Source organism: Luteitalea sp., from assembly GCF_022842525.1.
Taxonomy (GTDB): Bacteria; Acidobacteriota; Vicinamibacteria; order Vicinamibacterales; family Vicinamibacteraceae; genus Luteitalea.
In genome coordinates, this window is the sequence record NZ_JALHPM010000100.1 from 1 (window position 1) to 25,202 (window position 25,202).

The following is a 25,202-nucleotide window of genomic DNA, read 5'->3' on the forward strand; positions in this document are numbered from 1 at the left end:
TTGAGCATCCCGACCGCGGACTGCGGACAGCTTGCCGGCGGCAACGGGATGCTCAAATGCAAGACCTGACCCCGGCCTGACCCCAGCCTCCCGCTCAGACCGTTGCGCGTGCGCGCGCCGCCGTCGTCTGACGCTCCACCAGCCGGGCGTAGTATCCGCGTCGCGCCATCAGCTCGGCGTGCGTGCCGCTCTCCACGATCCGTCCGCGGTCGAGGGCGAGGATGCGGTCGGCCCCGCGGATGGTCGAAAGCCGGTGCGCGATCAGCAGGGTGGTGCGCCCCACCATCAGCGTGGCAAGCGCCGCGCGGACGCGCGATTCGCTGATGGCGTCCAGATGCGACGTGGCCTCGTCCAGCACGAGGACCGGCGCATCCTCGAGAAAGGCCCGCGCGATGGCGACGCGCTGCCGCTGCCCGCCGGAGAGCTGGACCCCGCGCTCGCCCACGCGCGTCTGCAGACCTTCCGGCAGCGTCGCGACGAACTCCGCGAGCGATGCCTGCTCGATCGCGCGCGCGAGCTCCGACGGCGACGCCTGCGGGCGGGCCAGCCGGACGTTGGCCTCCAGGGTGTCGTTGAACAGGTAGGTGTCCTGGGCCACGAGCGCGACGCGGCCGCGCAGCGCGGCCAGATCGAGCTCACGCACGTCGAGGCCGCCGAGCCGGATCGCGCCCGCGTCCGGATCCCAGAAGCGCAGCAGCAGGTGCGCGATCGTGCTCTTGCCCGCACCCGACGCGCCGACCAGCGCCACGGTCGCATCGGCCGGCACCTCGAAGCTCACCTCGGCGAGTGCGGGCGTGCGCCGGCCCGGGTAGGTGAAGCGCACGCGATCGAACGCGACGGCGAGCCCGCCCGACGCCGCCGGCGGCGCTGCACCGCCACCGACCACCCGCACCGGCTCCGACTCGACGACGTGCAAGCGCCGGGTGGACGCGATCGTGTCGGCGAGTTGCCGGCTCACCTGCGCGATCTCCGATACGGGCAGGAACGCCGCGACCGAGACGAGGATCAGCAACGGCAGCAGCGCAGGCTCGAACCAGCCGTGCGTCGCGAGGAGCGCACCGCTCGCGGCGACCGCGAGGCCGCCGAGCCCGGTGGCCGCCTCCAGGCGCTCGGTCTGGCGCGCGAGGTCGTCGAGCAGGCCGAGCCGTTCGCGCTGGACCTCGCGCACCTGCGCGACGAACGCCTCGCGCCGCCGGCCCACCGCACCGAAAGCGAGGAGGTCCGACAGACCCTGGATGGTCTCGGTGAGGTGCGCGCTCAGGGCCCCGAGCGCGGCGCGGGCTCGCGAGCCCTGCCGGTCGACCCAGCGGCGTCGCAGCCATGGGGCGAGGCCCGCGTAGCAGAGAAACGGCAGCAGCACGAGCGCCAGAGGCCACGCCACGAGCGCGAGCCCGAGCAGGATCACGCCGGGCAGCACCACGGCGACGAACGCCGGCGCGACGGTATGTGCGAAGAAGTACTCCACCGTCTCGACGTCCTGGGTGGCAAGCGCGACGAGATCGCCGGACCGGCGTTCGAGCAGGTAGGCGGGCGCGAGCGACTGGAGCTTGTCGAACAGGTCGATGCGCATCTGCGCGAGCAGCGCGTAGGCCATGTCGTGCGCCAGCGTGGACTCCGCCCAGTGCAGCAGACCGACGAGCGGCGCCACGGCGAGCAAGGCCCACACCAGCGCGGCGCTGCCGTCGCCGGCCTTCACCGCCGCGATCGCGAGCGCCCCGAGCACGCCGACGCCGATCAACGCGGTCACGCGGCCGATCCCGCACAGCGTGGTGAGCGCGAGCTGCCCGCGCCACGGCGCGATGCAGCGCGCGAGCGAGCGCAACGTCGCCGGCCAGCCGACGGCGGCGGCCTCCGCGGCGAGGTCGCGCACCTCGAGCTTCGCGTCGTCGCCCGCGGTCGACCCATGGTCATCGACGTGCGAGGCGCCGCGGTCTGCCGCATCCATCGCGGCCAAGGGCACGTCGCCCGTAGCGGCACCGCTCGCCTGTTCGCCCATCAGTTGCCGGTACGGACCCTCGGCGGCGATGAGATCCGCGTGCCGGCCGCTCTGCACGACCCGGCCATGGTCGAGCACGACGATGCGGTCGGTGCCGATCACGCTCGACAGCCGGTGCGCGAGCACGATCGTGGTACGGCCCTGCATGAGGCGATCGAGCGCCTGCTGGATGAGCGCCTCGTTCTCGGCATCGACCGAGGAGAGCGCCTCGTCCAGCACGAGGACGGGCGCATCGACGAGCAGGGCGCGCGCGATGGCGATCCGCTGGCGCTGCCCGCCGGAGAGCCGGGCTCCGCGCTCGCCGATCACGGTGCGGTACCCCTGCGGCAGGGCGGCGATGAACTCGTGCGCGTTGGCCGCCCGCGCAGCCGCCTGCACCGCCTCGTCGCTCGCATCCGGCCGGCCGAGCCGGATGTTGTCCTCGACGCTGCCGTGGAAGAGGTATGCATCCTGGCCCACGACGGCGATGCCCGCGCGCACGCAGACGGGATCCACGTTCCGCAGATCGTGCCCGCCGATGCACACACGGCCCGTCTGCGGATCGTGCAGCCGGACGAGCATCCGGACGATCGACGACTTGCCCGCCCCGCTCCGCCCGACGATGCCGACGCGCTCGCCCGCCGCGACCCGGAAGCTCAGACCGTCGAGGGCTGCGCCGCGGCCACCGGGATATGCGAAGCGGACGTCCTCGAAACACACGTCGAGGTCGCGTCGCCCGTCCGCGAGCAGCGGCGCACCGCCCGCCGGCGCGGTCGACTCGGCGGCGAGCAGCGCGTGGACGCCCAGCGCCGCCGATTGTCCGACCATGCCCTGGTGCAGCACTGCGCGCAGGTCTCGCAGGGGACGGAAGATCTCCGTCCCTGCCATGAGCACGATCAGCAGCGCCTCCAGACTCATCGCCCCCTGGGTGACGCGATGCACTCCGAGGGCCAGTGCGACGGCCGCCCCGACTGCCACGGCGAAGTCGCTGATGCCGCGGGCAAGCAGCCCCGCTGCCAGCACGCGCATCGTGTCGGCCGAGAGCGCGCGGGCCTTTCCCGCAAGCATCCGCGCGTGGGTGCGGCCCTGACCGAAGGCCTCGAGCGTCGGCAGGCCCTGCACGGCATCGAGGAACTCCTCGCCGAAGGCCTTCATCGCCCGCTGCCGCCCGATGGCCGCCTCGCGGTTCCGGCGGTGCACGACGCCGGGCGCCACCAGGGCGAGCAGGGCCGCGGCGAGCATGACGCCCGCCACCGGCAGATCCCACCAGGCCATCACGGCGAAGATGGCAAAGGGCGCGCAGATCGAGATGAAGAGCTGCGGCAGGTACTGCCCGAAGAAGGACTGGAGCTGCTCGACGCCGTCGACGACCGAGAGCATCACGCCGCCGGTACGGCTGCCTGCGAAGTGCGCGGGCCCGAGGGCCGCGATCCGGTCGAACAGGCGGGCTCGCAGGGTCTCCTGGACACGCGCAGCCGTGCGATGCGCGACCATGACTCGGGTCTGTTCGAGCCATGCTCGCAGGACCACCGTCGCCGCCACGGCCAGCGCATGCGGCAGCCATGCGCCCCACGACGCACCCGCGAACACGAGCGCGAGCATGTAACCCAGGAACACGAAGCGGGCGATGCCGACGAACAGCGAAGCGAGCCCGAGCAGGACACCGAGCGCGATGCGCGGACGCAGTCCGACGGTCATCGCCCAGAGCTGGCGGTCGAAGTACAAGGGCAGATCCTCCCGACTCAAACGGCTCAGCGCGCCACGCCCGAATCTCCTTGCGGGAGTGTAGCCGCATCGCGCAGCGAATCCGCGGCGCAATTCAGCGGGCGGGAGGAAGTCGTCGTCGAACCGGCGAGCCGCAGGGAGGAAGCGCAGGCACGAGGAGCCCGCGCGGGAGTGCGACGCAGGCCGCGTCGGACAACCCCTCGCCCGGCAGGGGCGCAGGGGTCGCCGCGCAGCAAGGGAGGAAGCGTCAGTTCGCCTTCACACCGGTTTCCTTCACGACCTTCGCCCAGGTCTTCACGTCGTTGGCGATCTGCGTCGCGAGCTCGCGCGGCGTGCTGCCCGCCGCCTCGGCGCCCATCTCGGTCAGGCGCGTCTGCACGTCGGGACGACGGATGATCTTCACCATCTCGGCGTTCAGCTTTTCGACGATGGCCGGCGGAGTCTTCAGCGGCGCGACCATCCCGTACCACTCGCGCATCTCCAGCCCGGCGGGCAGCGGCAGACCGGCCTCGGCGATGGTCGGCACGTCGGGCAGGGCCGCGGACCGCTTCTGCGAAGTGACGACGATCGGCCGGATGCGCTTGGCCTGCAGCAAGGGCATGATCGACGGCAGCGAGGACATGCCGAACGTCACCTCGCCGGTGCTGATCGCCACCAGCGCGGGGCCGCCGCCCTTGAACGGCACGTGGATGATCTTGGTGCCGGTCAACTGCTTGAACACCTCGCCCGCAAGGTGGTGCAGGGAGCCGTTTCCGGACGAGGAATTCGACAGCTGGCCGGGCTTCTCCTTCGCCATGCGGATGAGGTCCTGCAGGTTGTTGATCGGCGAATTCGCCGGCACGACGATGGCGTTGGTGACCCAGGCGAGCAGCGAGAGGGCCGCGAAGCCGTTGGCGGTGTCGTAGGGCAGGTTCTCGTAGGTGCTCGCGCTGATGGTGAACGGGCCGCTGGGCACCATCATCAGCGTGTAGCCGTCGGGGTTGGCCCTGGACACCATGTCGGCGGCGACGGTGCCGCCGGCTCCTCCGCGGTTGTCCACCACGACCGACTGGCCCCACGACGCGGACATGTGCTGGCTCACGATGCGCGCGAGGATGTCGGTCGCCCCGCCGGGCGGGAAACCGACCACGACGCGAATCGGCCGTTGCGGGTAGTTCGCCGCCGGATTCTGCGCAAGCGCGTGCGTTGAGAGGAGGCCGGCGCCGAGCAGGGCCAGCAGTTTCACCGAAGGTTTGTGCATGTTCGCTCCTGAATTACCGGGCTGCGCCGGATCGGTCCACCGAAAGGCGCGACTGTACCGAAACTGGAGGCACACGCAAATCAGGGCCGGCCGCGCGTGTGGCGCGGGTCGCGAAACCCGGTGGTCGTGCGGCTCGGAAGCGGAGCCGCCCTGAACGAAGCCGCAGCTGCGGGCGGGGGGCGGCCTGCGCCGCGGCGGGGCGGGGCGGGGCAAACCCGGCGCCCGCGCCGCGACGCGGAAGACTACGCCTTCGCGCGCAACCGACGGGCCGCGAGCAGCCCGATGCCCGCGAGCAGCAGTGCGACCTGCGAGGGCTCGGGAACGGCGGTGACCTGGACGGTCAGCCCCGGCGCCTGCAATGCATCGGGAAAAGCGAACTCTTCCTCCAGGGCATTGGCGACCGCGCTGCCCTTGAACGTGACCTGGGTCGGCCCGGGCGCCGCGCCCGGCAGGATGCCGAACGCGAGCTGAAGCCGCATCTGCGCGGAGCGTGCGATCTCGCCGGCGTAGGAGAGCGCATAGCCCTCCTGCCCGGCCTCGACGGAGGCGTCGTTGGTGTTCTCCATGACCAGGCCCCCGCTCGCGCGCAGCTGATCGACGAACGAGGCCCAGGTGTGCAACGTGCCGCCGACCTGCACGGAGGAAGACGCCGCCGCGAAGTCGAGGACAGCGAGGTCGTACTGGAACTTGATGTCCTGCGAGGCCATGTCGAACGAGGCCCCGAAGTCGACGACCACCTCGACGACGGCCTGGCCGCCGGGGCTGCCGGAGCCTCCGCTGCCGGTGATCTGGGGCGCGGCGGCGACCGCCGCTCCGCCGAACGCGAGGCACAGTAGGCCCAGACAGCTGCGCATGGATTTCGTCATCTGCACGTCTCCAGAATCATCAGGAACCGGCTGGGGAAAGCGCCCCCCTCCGGAAAGTTGCGCGAATGGTGCAGGATACGCCTGCATCCTACCGCCTCGCCATGATGGATGGCACATCGTCCGACCGGACGTCTTCGCTGCGTGGCATATCTGCAGAAAATCCGTACCGTGACTCCGCTGGCATGTTCTCTCTCACTCCCGCCTGAGCAGGCTCAGCTTCGCGTCGGCCGGCTTGTTCGCCGCAGGCACGCTCACCCGCAAGGACGCGTTCGGATTCGATTCCTGCGTTTCGCCGAGCCGGCTCACGAATCCGCCGACCCAGGCGGGCCGCGGTGCGACGAAGGCGTTCTCGGCGCGCGTCGTGGTCTCAGGCCCGCGCCCGTCGACCGACAGCCGGCGGACCGGATCGGGTGCGGGCGGCTCCACGCGCGCGGGGATGACGGCCTGCTCGGCAGCCTCGACGTCTCGTGCGGGCTGCAACCACTGTCGCAGCGCGGACTTGAATCGGTCGACGATGCCCCCGCGCTCCGGCGCCGGAGGCTCCCCTGCGTCTTCGGTGGCCGAGACCGACGCGACCATCGCGGCCGGCTCCATGGACGCGGGCGCGATCGCCTCGGTGGGCGCCGCTGCTGGGATCACCGCGGGCTCGTCCGCTGCGACGGGCAGGTCCTGCAACGGCACCGCCATCGTCGCGAGCAGCTCGGGCTCGGAGGCCGGCGGCGGCGGGTCGAGGACGACGATCCTACCGTCGGTCGGATCCGGGCCGGGTTGCGGCTCCGGATTCAGCGTGAGCGCGGTCTCGTTCAGGGCCGCCCACGACAGGTCGAGCGGAATCTCGCCGCTCGGCACCGACGCCGCCACGTCGAACTCGAGGACGAAGAGCCGGGCCGGGCCGCTCGCGGCGATCGGCTCGACGCGCGAGATGTCCACGGTGATGGTGCCCGGACCGGGATGCTGAACCTGATAGGCGAAGTCGCGCGTGACGTCCGTCGTGCGCAGCTCCACGAGCGTCAGCAGCTCCTGCGGATAGCGCACGGTGAGTTGCACCGACTCCAGCCCGGCGACCGGGTCCACGTCGATCGGAACCGACACGCGTTCGCCCGCGAGCGCCTGCGCCGAGCCGATGTGCAGCAGCGGGTCCGCGCCGGAGAAGACGGCCAGCGGCAGCGGCGGCACCGGAAGCGGCGGGATCGACGTCTGCGGCAGTCCGACCACGCGCTGCTGCATCCGCAGCACGTCGAGCGAGGTGAAGGCACCGTTGCCCGAGGTGTCGCCGAGGATGGCGGGATCGAGGTTGGGGAACGCGGCGAAGCCGGTATCGAGCCCGACCACGACGCGCTGCAACCGCTGCACGTCCAGACTGCTGTACCCGCGGTTGGCCGTCGCATCGCCGACGTAGGCATTCACGTGCATGCCGTCGTCGGCGACGCCGGTGCCGCTGCCGCCGTTGTACGTGAAGTTGCTCAGGTCGAGGATCTGCTTGGCTCCATAGCCCGCGTCGATCCGCACTTCGGCCTGCAGATTCACGAGCGCGGTCGCGCCCGCCCCGAGACCGGATAGCCCGGTCAGTTCGACGCGCAGCACCCCGGCGGACGGAGAATGGCTGGCCAGCAACGCTCCGACCGGCAGGCCGACGCCCGGAAGCGCCGCCGTGACGTTCAGGATCTCCGGGTCGTAGCGGAGATCGAAGGCGAGGCTGTCGACACCGGCCCCGTTCGCGAGGGTGACGGGAATGCCCAGCCCCGTGGCGGGCAGGTTCACGGGCTGGCCCGGCCCGCGCGCGAAGTCGGGGATCGACAGCCGCGGCGCCGACGAGGCGGCCACGACGAACCCGCCGACGAAGTTGTCCCCGGCCGTGCCGTCGCCATTGCCGTCGAGCGCCCCGACGGCGTCGCGGAACGCATCGCCTCCGCTGCGGACCGTGACGGTGTAGCTGTCGGCCGCGAGCGGCTGGCCCGTGCGCACGAACCGCAGGCCCATCCCGTCTTCGTCGAACACGATCGATCCGCGCACGTTCCCCGTGCTCGTTCCGACCAGGGTGACGTCCGGCGCGCCGAGCGCAGGGGCGCTGGCGGCGCGGTAGAGGTTCACGCCGCCCTGATCGAACGCGCGGTCGAAGCGCAGATGGAAGCCGGACACGTCCTGTTCGAGCGACGTGACGGACAGGAAATCCGGCGCGACGGTGGCAAGCACCGGAGCGGCCACGTAGCTGCCGTCGGCGTCGAATGCGGTCGCAGTGACCGTGAACGTGCCACCGGCCACCCCGAAGGCGTGGCTAACGAACGCAGTCGATCCGTCGAACGACTCGACGTTGCCGTCGCCCCAGTCGACCTCCCAACCCGTGATCGGATCCGCACCCGGATCGGTGGACGAGAGCGCGAAGCCGACGCGCGTGCCGCCGAGCGACTGCGGTGCGCCCAGAACCGGGCTCTGCGGAGCTTCGGCCACGTCGTAGCCGAAGCTCCGGGTCGCGGAAGCTCCGGCGGAGTCGGTGACCCGCACGACGATCTGGCCCGAGATTCCGCCGTCACCCGGCGTCCACGAGAACACGCCGGTGAGCGGATCGACGCTGCCCCCCGCGGGGCCGGATTCGAGCGCGTAGGTGAGGACCTCTCCGGCATCCGGGTCGGACGCGACGCTCTGCACCGTGACCGCGCCGCCCTCCGTCGCGACGACATCCGCGATCGGGTCGATCCGCGGCTCGTCGTTCTGCGCCAGCACGACGATGGAAACATCGGCGAGCGCGGTGAGGGCGCCGCCGCTGCCCGTGGCGCCGCCGTCGCTCAGAGAGATCGACAGAAGCGCCGAGCCGGCGTAGTCGGCCTCCGGCGTGAGGACGAGCCCGTCGAGCGCCGTGTGCAGATCGGCGAGCGATCCGCGTACCGTGAGGGTGGCATCACCGATCCCGTCGCCGGCAACGAGATCGAGACCAGTCGTGGAGGCGAGCGTGAGCGTGCCGTGCGTCACCGTGAGCGAAAGCGTGAGCGACGCATCGCCTGCATCGCGGTCCACAAGCCCGATGCGGTTGCCGAAGATCGTGCCGAACGAGAGCGGCGTATCCTCGGTCGTGGTCTGCTCGCCGGGCGCGTCGATCTCCGGGGCGTCGTTCGCGGCCGTCACGGTCAGACCGACGGTGACGGGATCGCTGTACAACAGGCCGTCGAAGCTGCGGAAGACGAAGGCATCGTCGCCGGAGAATTCCGGCGCGGGCGTGAAGCTGAACGCACCGGTGCCCGGATCGAAGTCGAGGCTGCCGTTCACCGGCCCGGAGACGAGCTCGAACACGAGGTCGTCGCCGTCGGGGTCGTTGCCCGTCACGAAGCCGACGAGCACCTCGTCCTCGGTCGCGGGCAGGCTCGCCGCCTGCGCCGTCGGGGCACGGTTGGCGAGGCTCACCGCGACCTGGATCGGAACGGCCGCCCAGGTGCCGTCCTCGTCGGTCGCGCTCGCATTGATCGTGCGGGTTACACCGCCTTCGGTGTAGGTGTGCGTCAGCGACGGAGGATTGCCCGCGACCACCTGCACGAAACCGTCGCCCCAGTCCACGGCCCACTGCGTGATGGTGTCGGCCCCGGGATCGGGCGCGGCGAGCACCAGCGTGTAGGGCTCGCCGGCACCGATCGCGGCGGGGCCCGAGATCGCCACGGCGGGCACGACGTTGCCCACGGTGACCGTGATCGGCTGCGAGACGGTGACTGCACCGTCGTCGTCGATGACGGTGACGGTGACGGAGTACTCACCGTCGTCCGCATAGACATGCTGGCCGCCGGCAAGGTTGTCGCCGCCGCCGGGGATCACGACACCGGCCTCGCGCGTCCCGTCGCCCCAGTCGATGACCGCCGTGTGGGTATCGAGGATTCCAGGATCGGCGTAGCGAACGCGAACACCGGCCGTCGCACCTTCGACCGTGACGACGTCGTCGATCAGTGCGATCTGCGGTGCGGCGTTCGCCACGAAGGCATACGCCGTGTCGGTGTACACCAGCCCCGTCACGAAATCCGTCACCGTGAGCGTGGCGAGGTAGACGCCGTCCTCGTCTGGCACGAATGTCAGCCGATCACCGGCCTCCACGGCGACCGTGTCACCAGCGGGTCCGGTGACGACCCACTCGAACCCGAAGTCCGACCCGTTCACCGGATCGGGCTCGTTGGCGCTGCCAAAGAACGTGATCGGGCTGCCTTCCTCGCCCAGCCGGTCGGGGCCCGCGATCGCGACGCGGAAGTTGCCGAAGTCGAGACCGGTGACGACCTGGTCGCCGCCGTAGGCAATGTACAGCGTATGGGCGCCCGGCACCGCACGCGGCCCGTAGCGCCAGAGCTCGCGGCCGTCGTTGTCGGAACCGTCGCCGACGAAATCGTCGGAATCGGCACGGAAGTAGAGAACCCCGTTGAACACCGTCATTTCGAGCGGCGCGCCGGATCGGCCGGGTGCCGTGGCGTTGACATTCGCCTCGAAGCGCAAGGTGCTGCCATCCCATGACCACAATTCGTTGCCGACGTTGGCGGTGCTGCCGGCATCGCTGGCGGTGAAGAACAGCTTGCCGTCGAACACCGTGAATCCGCTGGGCGCCGACGACGCGTCGAGCGGCGCGATGTCGGTCAGGCGCGTTGCGGCGCCTGCGGGGGTCATCCGCCAGAGTTCCGTACCGAATTCCTGACCGGCCACGGCGTTGCCGAACGCCGAGAAGTAGAGATTGCCGTCGAACACCGTCAGTCCGCCAGGACTGGACCCGTTGAACTCGCCGGTGCGCAGGTTGAGCTGCAGCGACTTCGCCGTACCGTTGAAACTGACCAATTCACGGCCGAAGTTGAAGCCGCCGTCGTCGTAGACGGCCGACATGTAGAGCTGGCCGTTGAACACCGTGAGGTTCGTCGGGCTCGCCGAGGTAGCGCCTACGGCAATGTCCGAGGCGCGCACCGTCCCGGCCGACGTGCCGTTGGTCCGCCACAGTTCCCGGCCGGCGCCGTCCGACCCCGTGGCAGCGAAGTAGAGCAGTCCGTTGTAGACGGTGAGTTCGCCCGGCGAAGAAGACGTCGTGCCCGCGTTGATGTCGGACACCATCGATACCGTCGAACCGTTGTAGCGCCACAGTTCGAAGCCGACGTCTCGGAACACCTGTGTGATGAGGCCGCCGGGCCCGATGGTGAGGAAATCGAAGACATCCCCGCTCGCCGAGAAATACAGCGCGTCGTTGTACACGACGAGCCCACCCGGGAACGAGCTGCCTTCCCGCTCGATGTTGCTGACGCGGGTGGCCGTCGTGCCGTCCCACCGCCACAGTTCGCGGCCGAAACCGTCACCGCCGTCGGCCGCGAAGTACAACGCGCCGTTGAAGACCGTCAGATCGGTCGGGCTCGATGAAGCTGACCCAGGGTTGATGTCCACGACGAGGCTCAGCGTCGTGCCGTCGTAGCGCCAAAGTTCCGTGCCGGTGGTGCCGTCGTTGGCAGAAAAATAGAGCGCGTCGCCGAACGTCGTCGTGAAGTCGCTGGGGAATCCACCCGCAAGCCCAGCCCTAATATCGGCGACCTGGAACACCTCGTTGCCGCCGAAAGGTGCCGTCTGCGTGTAGCCGTCGACCTGCGCTTCGGCGATGGTATGCGTCTCCTGCGGCGTGAGGCCCGTCAGCGCATACTCGCCGTTGCCGTCGCTCAAGGTCCAGCGCTCGCCGGCATCCCGGATGCCGTCGCGGTCGGCGTCATCGAAGATCACCCAGCCGTCGATGCCGAGTTCGCGGCCGTTCTGCACGCCGTCGAGGTTGGCATCGAGGAACTTGGTGCCGTAGACCGCCCCCGTACCGACGTTGAAGTCGAAGGTCACCTCATCGGTGCGCCCCTTCGCCGCGGCACCGTTGCTGGCGGAATCGTCGTGCACGCGCAGCGTAATCTGAACCGTGCCTGTGAAGCCCGCCTGCGGCGTGAGCACCAGGAACGTCTGGGCCGGGAAGGTGAAGATCGTGTTGAACGTGATCGTCACCCTCGGGTCACTGCTGACCGCACTGAACGTCGTGCTCTCTCCGACTTCGGTGCCAAGGACCGAGCCGGTCCCATTGACGCGTATCGAGACCGCTTCGCCCTCGCGGACACCGACCGGACCGAAGTTCGTGCCCCAGCGCGGCGCCTGTGCGTTCGTGTCGTACAGGATCTCGACGCTCGGATCGGCAGCCATGCGTGCCTCGAACGCGGGCACCGCCGCTTCGTACGATGCGTTGTCGAGGGGGTTCGACCGCAGATCGAGGTGCTGCAGTACCGGCAGTACCTGCTCCACCGCAACGAGGCGAACCGCATCCGCGGCGACGATGCCGTCGGCGCCCAGGGAGGACAGTTCCACCCGCAGCACGCCGTGCTCGTCGACCGTGAACACGCCGAGGCTCTGCCAGGCGCTGCCGTCGAAGACTGCACCGTTCGGCGCGAACCGTTGATTGACGCGGATGTCGCCGCTGTCGGCTCCGTCGGGGGTCAACAGCGCCGCACCGTCGGCACCGGCATACACCGCGTAGGCTGCGTTCGATGCGCGCGAGGCGTCCTGGGGCCAGGTCACCAGCACTTGATAGCTGCCCGGTGCGACGTCCGCGAACGTCCAGGTGGCCTTCGCGCTGGTCGACGGCTCGGTCGTGCCGGCGTGGAAGTAGTAGTCGTCCCCGTAGGCGCCGAAGTACGGCGACTGGTTGTGCAGCCAGTCGTTCCCGAGCAGATCGAATCCGTCGTCGTTGTCGTCGATCAAGCGATCGCCGGCAAGAGAGCCGACGGAAGCGATCTCGTTGTCGTTGAGGTACGCGATCTCGATTTGAGACAGCCCCGCGACCGCATCGACGCTCTCGAGCGTGTTGTGCGAAGCCGAGAGGATGCGCAGGTTCGAAAGTCCGGCCACGGCCTCCAGACCCACGCCGTTCGGCCGAAGTGCCGCCGACGGGATGACGATCTTGGCGCCGCCCTCCTGCTGATAGCTGAGCGCCATCGTCGCCGCACCACCCGCTTGGAACATCACGAGTTCGATGTCGTGCCAGCCGCCCGTCAGGACCACCTTCCCCGACTTCTCGACAGGACCGTGCAAACCGCCGTTGTCGACGACCAGCTTGCCGTCGACATAGAGACGCGAGCCGTCGTCGCTCGTGATGAAGAACGTGACCTCGTTCGTCTGGTCGATCAGGACCTGTCCGGCCCACCGCGCCGAGAAGTTGGTGTTGAGTCCGGTCACACCGTTGAAATTGCTGACCGTCGAGGGCGCGTTGACGTTGGCATCGATGCGCTCCAGCGTGGGCGTGCGGTAGCGCAGGTCCGGGAAATCCGTGAGACCCACTCCGATCGCGTGATACTCGCCGATCAACCCCTGCGCACCGCCGGCCACCGCCTGCGGCCGCAGCAACCAGGTCGGCACTTCCGTCTTCGGTCCGTTCGGCGGCGTGTAGCGCAGCGTGATGCCCTCGGCCTGATCGCGTTCGAAGTATTCGATACGGATGTCGTGCCAGCCCACGTTCAGATTGCGGCTGCCCGAGGCTTCGCTCATCGCGTGCAGACCGTCGTGATCGACCACGAGCACGCCATCGACGTACAGGCGCGAACCGTCGTCGCTTTCCAGCGAGAACTCGTGGATGCCGGCTGCACCGATGAAGATCTGCCCCGTCCAGACGACGCCGAAGCTGTCGTCGAGTACGTCGAAGCCGCCGAAGTTGCCCTCCGACAGATCGAAGGCGATGTTCGCATCGAGGCGCTCGAAGGACGGCGAGAGCTGGGCGAAGTTCGGCAGTGCATCGGGCGCCAGCCCGGCGAGATCGTAGTAACGCCCGATCAGCCCGGATGCAGGCGTTGCGCCGAGGCGGGTTCGGTCCACGCTCAGGAACTCGAGCGGCGGGGTTTCGCCGTCGGGGAGGATGGCACTCCACAGCGCGATCGGCGTGAGATCGGAGACCGGGTTCGCATCGACGCTCAATGCCGTAAGGTCGAGGATGCCGGTGAGCGGCGCGAGACTTGCGATGTTGTTGTAGTCGATCGCCAGCGTTTCGAGCTTCGCCATGCCGATCGGCGCACCGACGTTGTCCCCGCTGGTGGCGATGCCCGGAATCAGCGCCGAGAAGTCGTAGAGCCGATTGTTGGCGAGGTTCAGCACCTGAACGTTGGTGGCGAACTCGAGCCCGGTGAGATCCGAGATGTTGCGGCCGGCGAGATCGAGGTGCGTCAACCGCGCCATCATGCTCGCCATGATCGGCTCCTGCACCAGCGGCAGGCCGTCGAAGCCCTGCGTCACCGGGATGCCCAGCTCACGGGCGATGGCCGCGGCGAGATAGCGATCGTTGAAGTGCACCTCGGCGTCGGCCGGATTGAGATCGCGCTGGCTCTCCGACACCACCTCGGCGCCGACGACGCGGCTCACCGCCTCGCCCGACTCGCGATCGTCGATCTCGATCAGTTCGGCGATGAACGCGTCGGTGCCCCGCCCGCCGGTGACTCGATCCAGGTGCGCGTTGCCGATGAGGATGTCGTTGCCCTCCTCGCCCTGGACGATGTCCTGATCCGAGATCGGCAGCGTGTAGCCGTCGAACGGTGCGTTGGCTTCGACGCGGAAGGCAAGCGGATCCACCTGATCCGCCGCGAACGGGTTGTAGACCTTGAGGTAGAAGGTGCCGGACTCGAGACCCCGCATGTCGAGGATGGACTGGCCCTGCACGATGATGCCGCCGTTCTCGTCGTAGAGATCGCCGAGGACGCCCATTTCGCGCGCCGTGGTGATCTCGACCCCCGTGGCGCGATCGTTCTGCGACATCGAATACAGTTCGAGCGGCTGCGGCAGCGTGCGATCGACCGTGACCTCGAGCGTGAGGCGGGTCTTGCCCGCAGCAAGCGACGCACGCACGGCATCGGTGATGTCGATGCGGATCGGGCCATCGGCCGCCACGGTCGAGAGATCGACGTTGCGCACGCCCTGGTACGTACCGTCGGCATCCGCGTCCGTGACGAGGGAATCGCCCTCGGCGTCGGCTGCGCGCACGCTCAGAATCGCATCGGCCAATCCCGCCGCAGCAAGCGGCCGTGGGTCGTTGCCGTCCAGCACCCAAAGCTGGCGCCCCAACGGGGCTTCTGCCGTAAAGAACAGTCGACCGTCGAAGGCGGTCAGATTGTCGGGGTTATCCGGGAACGCGTCGGTCGAGGACTTGAGCAGCGGCGCCGGAGGCGTTGCGCGCGCGGTACCCGCCGACGTGCCGTCGCTCACCCAGATTTCGCGCGTGCGCGTTCCGGGATCGGCGGTGAAGTAGAGCAGCCCGCCGACCTGCGTGAGATCCTGAGACGTGGAATCGCCGATGCCCGGATTGACGTCGGCGAGCATCGTCGGCCCAGTCAAGCCGAGGCCGAGATCTTCCATGTACCACAGTTCGCGACCGTGGACGCCGTCGTTGGCGGTGAAGTAGAACCGATCGCCGATCACCTTGAAGTCGGCGGGATCCGAATGACCGGCCCCTTCGAAGATGTCGATCGGCCCAAGGTTGCCGGATGGTCCGACCAGGAACAGCTCACGCCCGACATCGCCGCGGAAGTTCGCCATGCCGAACATCACTGTCCCGACCGAACTGTCGAAGGCGATGAGCTCGCCGAAGTTCGTGGAACCCGTGCCGGCCTCGATCTCTTCCACGAGCACGGTACCCGCCAGCGTTCCATCGCTACGCCAGAGCTCGCGTCCGGTTCCATTCTGAACCGCAGTGAAGTAGATCGTGTCGCCGACGACCGTGAGTTTCTCTGGCGAGGAACTGAACGCCCCCCCGCCGATCGGGCCGAACGGATTGATGTCCCGCACCAGACTCGTGGTGCCAGCCGTGCCTTGCGAACGATAGAGCTCGCGCCCGCTGGCTCCCGTGGCCGCGAAGTAAAGCGTGTTGCCGATGGCGGCAAAGTCCGACGGGGAGGAACTGCCTGCGCCGGCGGAGATGTTCGACACCATGAAGGTGCCGCCCGTCGTGACGCCGTCGGTGCGCCACAGCTCGCGGCCGTTGGTGCCGTCGTCCGCCGTGAAGTAGAGCAGGTCGCCAACGACCATCAGATTGGCCGGACTGGAGCTGCCCGTCGGATTGAAGTCGCGGACCAAGAACGTCCCGTTGACGGTGCCGTCGGTGCGCCACAGCTCTTCGCCGTTCGTGCCTGTCGTGGCCACGAAGTACAACAGCCCGTTGAACTCCACGAAATCCCGCGGCAATGAGGCAATCCTGATTGTCCCGCCGCCCAGGTTGAACACCTGGGTGTTGATCTCGCGCAGCAGATCGGTGCCCAGCGCCGTACCGTCGGTCTTCCAGAGCTCGAAGTTGTCCGAATTTAGCGTGAGTCCGGAGGCCAGCGGCGACCCCTGGAACAGGAGCTGGCCGTTGTAGACGGTGAGTTCGGGCGTCGTAGAGACGTTCGGTGCACTCGGCGCCACGTAGTCGAGCACCAGCGTGGCATTCTCGATGGATTCGAGGCGATCGAGCCGGTCGAGATAGCCCGCGAGATCGACTTCGAAGATCGCGCGATCGAGCGCTGCTTCGCCGAGCGTCATCGTCGTGGTGTTGTCGATGAAGAACTCACCGTCGTCCTCGAGCAGCAGGTCGTCGTCGCCACGCAGCACGACCGTCTCACGTTCGCGCGCCGCCTGCAGCAACCGGATCTGGTCGCCGGCCTTGCCGTCACCGAGCGTGCTGAAGCGGAACCACTTCTCGGCATCGCCCGGCTGCAGGACGAAGTCGTTGATGCCGTCGCCGTCGATGTCCGGGGTAAGGAGGGCGTCGAAGATCTCCGGCACCCCGCTGTCGCTGACGAGGAAACTGCCGCTGCCGGGCACGGTACGGTTCACTAGCGGCACCGCGTAGTCGGGCAACTCGGTCCCGCCGCGCTTGCCCATGACGAAGTAGATCTTGCCGGCGGCGAGCTGGAAGTCGTCGACGTTCACGTCCACGACGCCGGAACCGATGATCAGATCGTCGACCCCGTCGCGATCGACATCGATCGATGGCCCGCCGGCAAACACGCCGAGCGCCCCCCCGAAGGCCAGCAGCAGGATGCGATTGACATCGAACTCCTGCTCGCCGAGGTAGCGGACGTCGGCCTGGCCGAAATCGAGCCGCGCGCTGCCGGCACCGATGTGCTCCGCGACGGATTCGAACACGAGCACCTCGCTGCGCACGAACGAATCGAGCAGCTGGTCCGCGATGCCGAGGAAGCGGCCATGATCGCCGATGGCGATATCCATGCGCCCGTCGCCGTTGAAGTCCCCCGCTGTCATCTGCGGCAGGCCGATCACCTTGAGCCCGCCGGCGAGCGAACCTTCGACTCCGCGGAAAAAGCGCATGGCTGCATCGGCTTCGGTGAGCGCGACGTTCGTGCCGTTCGTGAAGGACGCCGCACCCCGGAAGACCAGCCCCCCTGCAGCATCTTCGGATTCTTCCCCGCGCGTAAAGCCGATGTCGTCGTAGCCGTCGCGGTCGAGGTCGCCGAGTGCGAACGCGCGACCGCCCAGCCCGGAAAGATCGAACGCCGCGGCAGACTGCGTTTCGATTTGAATTGCGCCCGTGCCCGTGCGCCCCAGCAGGAGATACGCCTTCGTCGCCGCATTGTTCGACTCTTCGACGAACACGATATCGTCGAGGCCGTCGCCGTTGACGTCGCCTACGACGTTCACCTTGGCGTCGAGATCGGCAGCGGTGCCGTTGCGCGATATCGTGGCAATCTGGTTGCCGGCGTTGACGGGAATCACGGTCGTGCCCGGCGAAACGGCGGCACCCGACATGACGAATGCAGCATCCTCGTACGCCACCAGAATGTCCGAGCGGCCGTCGCCGTTCCAATCCACCACATCCAGCGTGTACTCGTCGTTCAGGATGGAGAAGGTGATCGTCCGCTTCTCGACGCCGGCACCCGCGGTCAGATCGCGCGGCCAAACCGGGCCGCCGAACAGGACGGTAATGGTGCCGACATTGGCTGCATCGTCGATCTTGCCGAACACGAGGTCGTCGATGCCGTCGCCGTCGATGTCGCCGAAGCTTCGCGCGGGATCCCCGAGGCTGCCGAGGTTGACGAGCATCTGGGCGCGTCTGTCGACTTCGACCACGCCGTCGGGTTCGACCGGACCCAGGAGAATGTAGGCGGATTCGTCGCCGGTGACGATGAAGTCCTGGAACCCGTCGTCGTTGAAGTCTCCGGCCGGGACGAAGCCCTGCAGCAACTCTCCGCTCCTGATGCCGGCGAGCGCGAAGGCATCACGCAACGACTGCACTTCGTCCGTCGCCCCCGAATACGGCAACCCGGGCGCCGGCTGCGGCCGCGGCAGGGGCGGCGTTGCGGGCTGGAACTCGTAGATTTCGCGCGGCAGGCGCGCGTCACCCGGCTCGGCGGACGGGACGCCGAGCGCCGTCCCTGAGAAGACGTGCACCTTGCCGCCGAGTGCTTCGGCAATCGCAAAGTCGGCAATGCCGTCGCCATCGACGTCCCCTAGGGGACGGAAGAAGTGCGGCATGCTTTCCAGAAATCCGGAGGAGAAGTAGTCCGGGCGCTCGGGTTCGACGACCAGCCCGGGCTGAAGCAGGGTCTCCTCCGGCGTTGCGGCACCGAAGAACACGTGGCCGACCAGATGAGCGTTGTAATTCAGGACTTCGTTGAGCGGCCCCTCGAAGAGCTTCGGACTGATCTCCAGGAAGGTCGCTCCGAGATCGGCACGCCCGTCGTTGTTGACGTCGCCCAGGCCGTAGAGCGTGTAGCCTTCCAGATCCGCTATGCGCGACGGATCGAAATCGAAGATGTCGTTCGCATCGAGCGTATCCCCGGCTGCGCCCGGCAACACACCGCCGTAGAAGACTATGCTCAGCTGCGTCGACGAAAGGACGAAATCGTCGAAACCGTCGCCGTCGATGTCGCCTACGCCCTCGATGCGCAGAGATTCGCTGCTCGCAGCATCCGAACCCAGGGTGATGATGCGCTCGGAGCGCAAGGGGAGATTGACGACGGCCGGCCATCCGGCAACGGCATCGCGCCCCTGCATGTAATAGACGGAGATCTCGTTCGAGGCGTTCTTCGACATCACCGCGAAGTCCATCCGCCCGTCGCCGCCGAAATCACCGATGCCGGCGACGTCCTGGATGAGGCCATCCGCGCCGGTCAGCCGAACATCGGGATTGGCCAAGGTAAAGAAGCGGTCGATGCGAACGTCGTCGACGTACCAACCTTCGAAGTTGTTGGCGATCGAATCCCCGGTGTCGAAATCGAATCGAACACGTATCGTCTTGCCGGCATAGGCGCTCAGATTGACGGTCGCGTCCGCCCATCCGGCGTTCTCGTTGGAGATTGCGGGGCGCTCGAGTATCGTCGTCCAAGTGGCGAAGGCGTCATCGCCGGTCGCAATCTGCACCCGTGCCTGATCGAAGAAGGTGGATCCTTCGGTGCGCAGGAAGTAGCGGAAGCTCAGTTCGGCACCTGAGACTCCCAGGAGACTGATGTCCCCCGAGGTCGCACGACCGGCAGTGCGGCCGACGTTGAAGTCGCCTTCAACCTCCCGACCGAAGTACAGACTGTCGTCGGCGGAGTGCCCCGCATCGGCAGAACGACGCTCGGTGAGATGCCACAGGCCGTCGACGGCCCCCGCCGGGCCGGTGTTGTCCAGCGTGAAGCCGTCGAGATTGCCCGCATCGCCGGCGCTGAAATCCGCATCGAACAGCGGTGGGGTAGTCCAGTCCGCGCGGCCGAAGAAGATGTTCGCGCGACCCAGACCGCTGTCGCCGATCAGAAGGTCGTCGATGCCATCGGCGCTGATGTCCCCCGCATTCGCGATCGACAACGTGCCGGACGCCCCTACGATGACGACATCCGACTCCGTCAGCACGTCGAGCGCCGCGTTCCAGTCGGGGCGACCGAAGACGAGATAGATCCCTTCGTTCGATCCGGCTGCCCCTTCCACGTGCGTCACGGCGATGGCGATGTCGTCGATGCCGTCGGCGTTGTAGTCGCCCGTAGCGCCGAAGAAGGCGTACGAACCCGTCACCGATCCGCTGTTGGGGACGTACGTCAGCACATCCGCGGGCAATAGCAGCGAGGGCGCATCCGGAGCGAGCACGATGTCGCCCCCGGTCGCGGAACCGAACGCGATGCGCGCGATGGCGCCAGCACCCGCGTTCGACACCGCGGCGATGAAGTCGTCGTAGCCGTCGCCGTCGATGTCGCCCAACGCGATGGCCACGTTCTGATCGGTCAACCCGGTCGAATCGACCGTGCGCGTAGCCTCGGAGGCATCGACATCGATCGTTGCGCCGACTTCGGACTCCGCCACGCCGTCCTTGAAGGTCAGCGTATAGGTGCCTGCGGCTTGGGTGAGCTCTCCGGTGCGCATGCCGTCGAACAGATTCAGTTCGTTGCGCGCAACGGCGTTCGGATTCCGAATCTCGATGCCGGCAAGGATGTTCGCGTCGTCGGTGAGCAGCCGGGTGAAGCCGATGCGGCCGTCGTCCATGAGGACGGCTTGGACCTTGATGTCACCCGTTATCGCCGCGTCGATCGCCTGGTTGATCTGCACGACGAGTTGCTGCGCCGTCGTGTTCGCGGCGTTCGGTGCGACGGAAATCGAGTAGACCTCATCCTCATCGTCATCGATGGCCAGGGTGAATGTCGCCGACCCGGTAAGCCGTCCATCCCCCGGCGCCTTGTCGGAAGCGACGGTCTGGAGCCGCGCCGGATTGACCACGTGCAGCAGGTAGTATTCCGGCGTACCGGCCGGCAGTTCCACCGGCTCGATCAGCACGCCCTCGCCCGGATCCATGTCGGCAGCGGCAAACAGGAAGAGGTGCCGGTTGTCGCTGAAGAAGGGGAACGCGGGATCGTTCGGCGTCTCGACGTAGTTGAAGTCGATCATGTTGCGCGTCAACGCCGCACGATCGGCGCCGCCGAACGTGGCGTCTGCCTGAGGCGCACGGAAGACGTACCAGTCGCCGTTGTCGCCGAGACTGAACGAGAGTCGGTCGATGACGGTGCCGGGCTGCACGATGCCGAGATCGGTGGCGAAGCGGTAGTTGTCGTTGCGTCCGCTCTCGCCGCTGACGAGGGTGCGGAATTCGTAGAGATCCGGATACGTCGTGGTGAAATCGCGCGGATCGGGCTCGGATCCGTCGCCGGCGATCAGGTCGTCGCCGTCGCCGCCGCTGATGGTGTCGTCGCCGACGCCGCCGAGGATGAAGTCGATGCCGCTGCCGCCGTCGATGACGTCGTCGTTGGCGCCGCCGAAGAGGCGGTCGTTGCCGTCGCCGCCGCGAATCTCCAGTGCGCCGAGCACCCCGCGCCGTTCGCGGTCGCCGGGGGCGATGCCCCATTCGCTGTCGGTGCCCGGGAACATGTAGCCGGGATCGCCGTGGACTTCGTCGTCACCCGCGCGGGTGTCGATCACCGTGCGCTCGATGTTGCGAGCCTGGAAGAAGGCGAAGTCCTGCTCGTAGATGCCCGTGGCGTCGTCGCGGACGAACTCCTGATTCGCGATGTCCCAACGCAACGTCGTGAACTCGTAGCGGTGCAGGTTCACGTCGTAGCGCACGGCCACGAAATCGTTGACCGGGCGGCCGAGGCGGTCGAGATCGCCGCCGAGGAAGAGAACCTGATCGTCGCCCTCGCCGCCGTCGAACCAGTCCGACAGCGTCGGCAGCACGGTGCGCTGATCCTCGACGAGGATCGTGCGCGGCACGCCCTGGATGAGCGGCAGCGAGTCGGTGATGATCTGGAAGGCGTCGTCGCCTTCGTTGCCGTACAGCACGTCGCTCGCCTGGAAGTCGCGGCCGCCGGAGAGCACGTCGTTGCCCGCGCCGCCGAAGATCCACTCTTCGCCGGAACCGCCGATCAGCACGTCGCGGCCGTCGCCGCCGAGGATCACATCCTTGCGCAGGATCTCGACGTCGCTGGAGAGGTTTTCGATGTCGAAGCTCGCAAGCGAGAGCGCAACCGTGCCGGCACCGCCCACCACGGGCACGATGCTGTAGCGTGCGGGGCCGTCGCCGGTCACGCGCAGGTAGTAGGTCGTACCCGAAGCGAGCGCGGATAGATCGTCGATGCGACCAGCCCCATTCGACGTGCGCAGAACCGCACCGAGTTCGTCGACGATCTGCATGACGAGCGTCCGACCCGGCGTCACGTCGTCCAATGCGACGGAGTCGGCCGCAATGCCCGCCTCGGTCAGCTGGAAGCTGAACCAGTCGGTGTCGCCCGCGTCGGCCAGCGCGAGACCGCGGATCACGGAGTTGTGCTGGAAGTTCTCCAGCAGGTAGGCCGTTGCCAGCGTGTCGTTCGACTCGGCCTGATCGGGTGTGCCGATCGCCTGCAAGGCGAGGTCGTAGACGGTGGGCGTGCGATCCGAGGCGACGCGTATCAAGTACGATCCCGCGCCCATGCCGCTCAGATCGAGATTGAGCCGTCCGTCGGCGTCGCGGACGCCCGTCGAGATGAGCGTCCCGTCCGCGGCGCGCAGTTCGATCACGACACGATCGTCCCTGGAGAGACTCGCGACCGTGAGCACATCGCCGGATGCAGGCGTGTATCCCAGCGCGAGTCGATACCAGTCGATGTCGTCGGGACCGTCCAGGGTGAGGCCGGTGAAGATGCTGCTCGTTGCGACCGAGCCCAGATCGAACGCATTGGCCTGAACGTCGTTGCGGGTTGCTCCTTCAGCGCCATCGGTGAGGATCGGCGACCCGGAAACGATGAGCACGGTGTCGTCGTCCGCGCCGGCATCGGTCCAGACGGATTTCGTCACCGTCGGTCCGACGGTGATTCGATCGTTGCCGGCCAGCGCATCGATGATGATGGCGAGAAAGTCGCCCTCGGGGGGCAGCAGGGAGGCGAGCGGCGTCGACTGGTTCTGGCCCTGCGTGGGATCGTCCTGCGCCGCGGCTTCGGTGACGTCGTCGACCAGGGTCCCATCGGGGTTGATGCCGCTCACGTCCAGCGGGTTGTAGACAACCTCGCTCGCTTCCCAGATGAGATCACCGTCGCCGTCGCGGGCGTCGAAGTCGAGCTGCACCTGCGCATCGAAGCTGAACGCGCCGTTGTTCTCGGTCAGCCGCGTGATGAGGTGGTGATTCGCACCGCCCTCGGTGATGAGGTCGACGGTGATGACGTCGTTCAGGTTCGTACCGGCGTAGTACCAGGCCTTGCCGGTCTGCTTGGCGTACTCCTTCCACTCGTCGCCGGCGACGCCGCCGTCGAGCGATTCGAGGGCCGTGCCGTCGTAACGATAAAGAGTATCGTCGCCGCCGTTGCCGTAGAGGAAGTCGAGCCCGGTGCCGCCATAGAGCCTATCGGCGTTGAGCCCGCCCAGATCGCGATTGAGGCCTGTGTCTTCGAGGCTATAGGGCCCCTGCGCGGGATCGATGTCGAGCAGCCCGTCGTCGTCGAGGTCGCCGTCGTTGGCGTGCAGGAACCCCTGCGCGTCGACGAACACGCCGAAATCGTGCAGTTCGAGCCTCAGGCTCGCCCCGTTGGCGGCCGTGGTCAACGTCATCCGGTTGCCGGTATGCCCGGCCACCACCAGCCCCGATAGGCTCGTGACTCCGATGGCGTCGTTGAGATCGGCGACGAGATCGTCGATCGACGCATTGTCCAGCGTGGCCGCCCGCGTCAGCGTGACGACGACCGGATCAGCGCCGTCGAGCGAGAGCGCGAAGCGCGCATCCATGTCGATCCGGCCGCCACGCAGCAAGTCGCGCACCGCCACGAGCTGTCCGGGCGATGCGTCGTCGCCGGTGGCGCTTTGGTCATGCTGGAAGTTGAGCAGCGTGGAGATCGGATCGGGATTCAGCGACCACGCGAACAGATCGTTCGTGCCCTGGCCGCCGAAGAGGTCGTCGTGGTCGGCGCCGCCGAAGAGGCGATCGTGATCGCCGGGGGCGGCACTGCCATTGTCGCCGTAGAGACGATCGTCGCCGGCGAGGCCGAAGAGATCGTCGCTGCCTTCGTCGCCGTTGATGCGATCCCGGCCACCGGTACCGATGATCACATCGTTGCCGGCACCGCCCTCGAGCACGCCCACCCAGTCGCTGGAGCGGGCGACGAGATCGGAGACGTCGAGCGCGTTCGCGCCCTCGACGAACTCGATGCGGTCGTTGCCGCCGAAGGCGGTGACCTGGAACTGCTCGATGAGCGGCCGGTCCTGCGCATCGCGCCAGGTGGCATCGATGATGCGCGTGCCGGCGCCGTCGGTGTACTCGACGTGCAGACGACCATCGGCGGTCTGAGACAGCAGGATCGTGTCGGCGAAGTTCGTGCCTTCGATCAGCAGGATGTCGGTGGCGTTATCGTCCGGCGTATCGTTGAACGCTTCGTTGCCGAAGTGGCCGTCGAGGACGTCGTCGGCCAGCGGCGCGAGTTCGGGCGCCACGTCCAGCACCAGCAGATCGATGCCGCCGCCGCCGTAGAGATGATCGAGACCGGCGTGGCCTTCGAGCCGGTCGCCGTCCGAGCCGCCCCAGAGGAAGTCGTCGCCGCCGCCGCCCAGCAGCGTGTCCTGACCAGTGCCGCCACGCAGTTCGTCCGCGCCGCCGTTGATGGTCGGGAACGGATTGAGCGCATAGTTCGGGCCGGCCAGCATGTCCCCATGAAGGAAGTCCTTGCCCTGATCTCCATAAAGGAGATCCATGCGCAGGTTGCCGTAGAGCCAATCGTTGTTGCCGCCGCCATGCAGTTCGTCGCCGATCAGCCCCGCTTCGGCCGCCGGAATCAGCGAAGGCGCATAGGCATACAGGAAGTCGATGCCGTCACCGCCGAAGAGCCGCTGGCCGAGCTGCACGCCGCCGGGACCGCCGGCGCCGCCGAAGAGGTAGTCCGAACCGCCGTCGCCGTAGATCTGATCGATGCCGGCATCACCGTGCACGACGTCGTCGTTGGCGCCGCCTCGCACGACGTCGTCGTCCGATCCGCCGCGCACTTCGTCCTGGCCCGTGCCGCCGTCGATGTAATCACGGCCTGCGTTGCCGTCGATGAAGTCCTCGTCGCCGCCGCCGAACAGGAAGTCGTCGCCGCCGCCGCCGTTGATGACGTCCTTGCCGTCGGTGACGTCGCCGTCCTGGGAGAGCCCGAGCAATGCCTTCGCCATGATGCGCGGCGGATCCGCAGCGATGCCCTTGTTCGCCGCCTCGTCGAGGTACAGCGGCGGCAGGTCGAACTTGGATTCGACGCTCTCGCCCGGCTGCAGCCGGAACGAATCGAGCGTCTTCTGCTGCGCGCCGCCCCAGACGATGTCTGAACCTTCGCCGCCGGTCAGGGTGTCGTCGCCGTCCGCGCCGACGATGAGGTCGTCGTCGCCCTGGCCGTCGATGACGTCGTGGCCTTCCTGACCGAAGATCGCATCGATGCCGAAGCCGCCGAGGATGTTGTCGTTGCCGCTGCCGCCCTCGATGTAGTCGTCGCCGCCGCGGGCG

The 25,202-nt window shown here is 67.9% G+C and carries 4 protein-coding genes and 1 pseudogene; all 5 read right to left on the bottom strand.

Going from position 1 to position 25,202, the window contains the following annotated elements; all coding sequences use genetic code 11:
• Positions 1-94 precede the first annotated feature (94 nt).
• Positions 95-3,700, bottom strand: a complete 3,606-nt coding sequence (locus tag Q0C41_RS18645) for an ABC transporter ATP-binding protein (protein WP_291986176.1) — start codon at positions 3,698-3,700, stop codon at positions 95-97.
• Positions 3,701-3,947: 247 nt separating this feature from the next.
• Positions 3,948-4,940: a tripartite tricarboxylate transporter substrate binding protein gene (locus Q0C41_RS18650; protein ID WP_291986178.1), complete on the bottom strand. Its 993-nt coding sequence runs from the start codon at positions 4,938-4,940 to the stop codon at positions 3,948-3,950.
• A 242-nt stretch (positions 4,941-5,182) separates the two neighbouring features.
• Positions 5,183-5,806 carry a PEP-CTERM sorting domain-containing protein gene (locus tag Q0C41_RS18655; RefSeq protein WP_291986180.1) on the bottom strand — a complete coding sequence of 208 codons (624 nt, stop codon included), beginning with the start codon at positions 5,804-5,806 and terminating at the stop codon, positions 5,183-5,185.
• A 192-nt stretch (positions 5,807-5,998) separates the two neighbouring features.
• Entirely contained in the window at positions 5,999-24,877 is an 18,879-nt protein-coding gene (locus Q0C41_RS18660; protein ID WP_291986182.1) for a PA14 domain-containing protein, read from the bottom strand.
• Between the two features lie 138 nt (positions 24,878-25,015).
• Positions 25,016-25,202, bottom strand: a pseudogene (locus Q0C41_RS31455) (hemolysin); the annotation flags it as partial.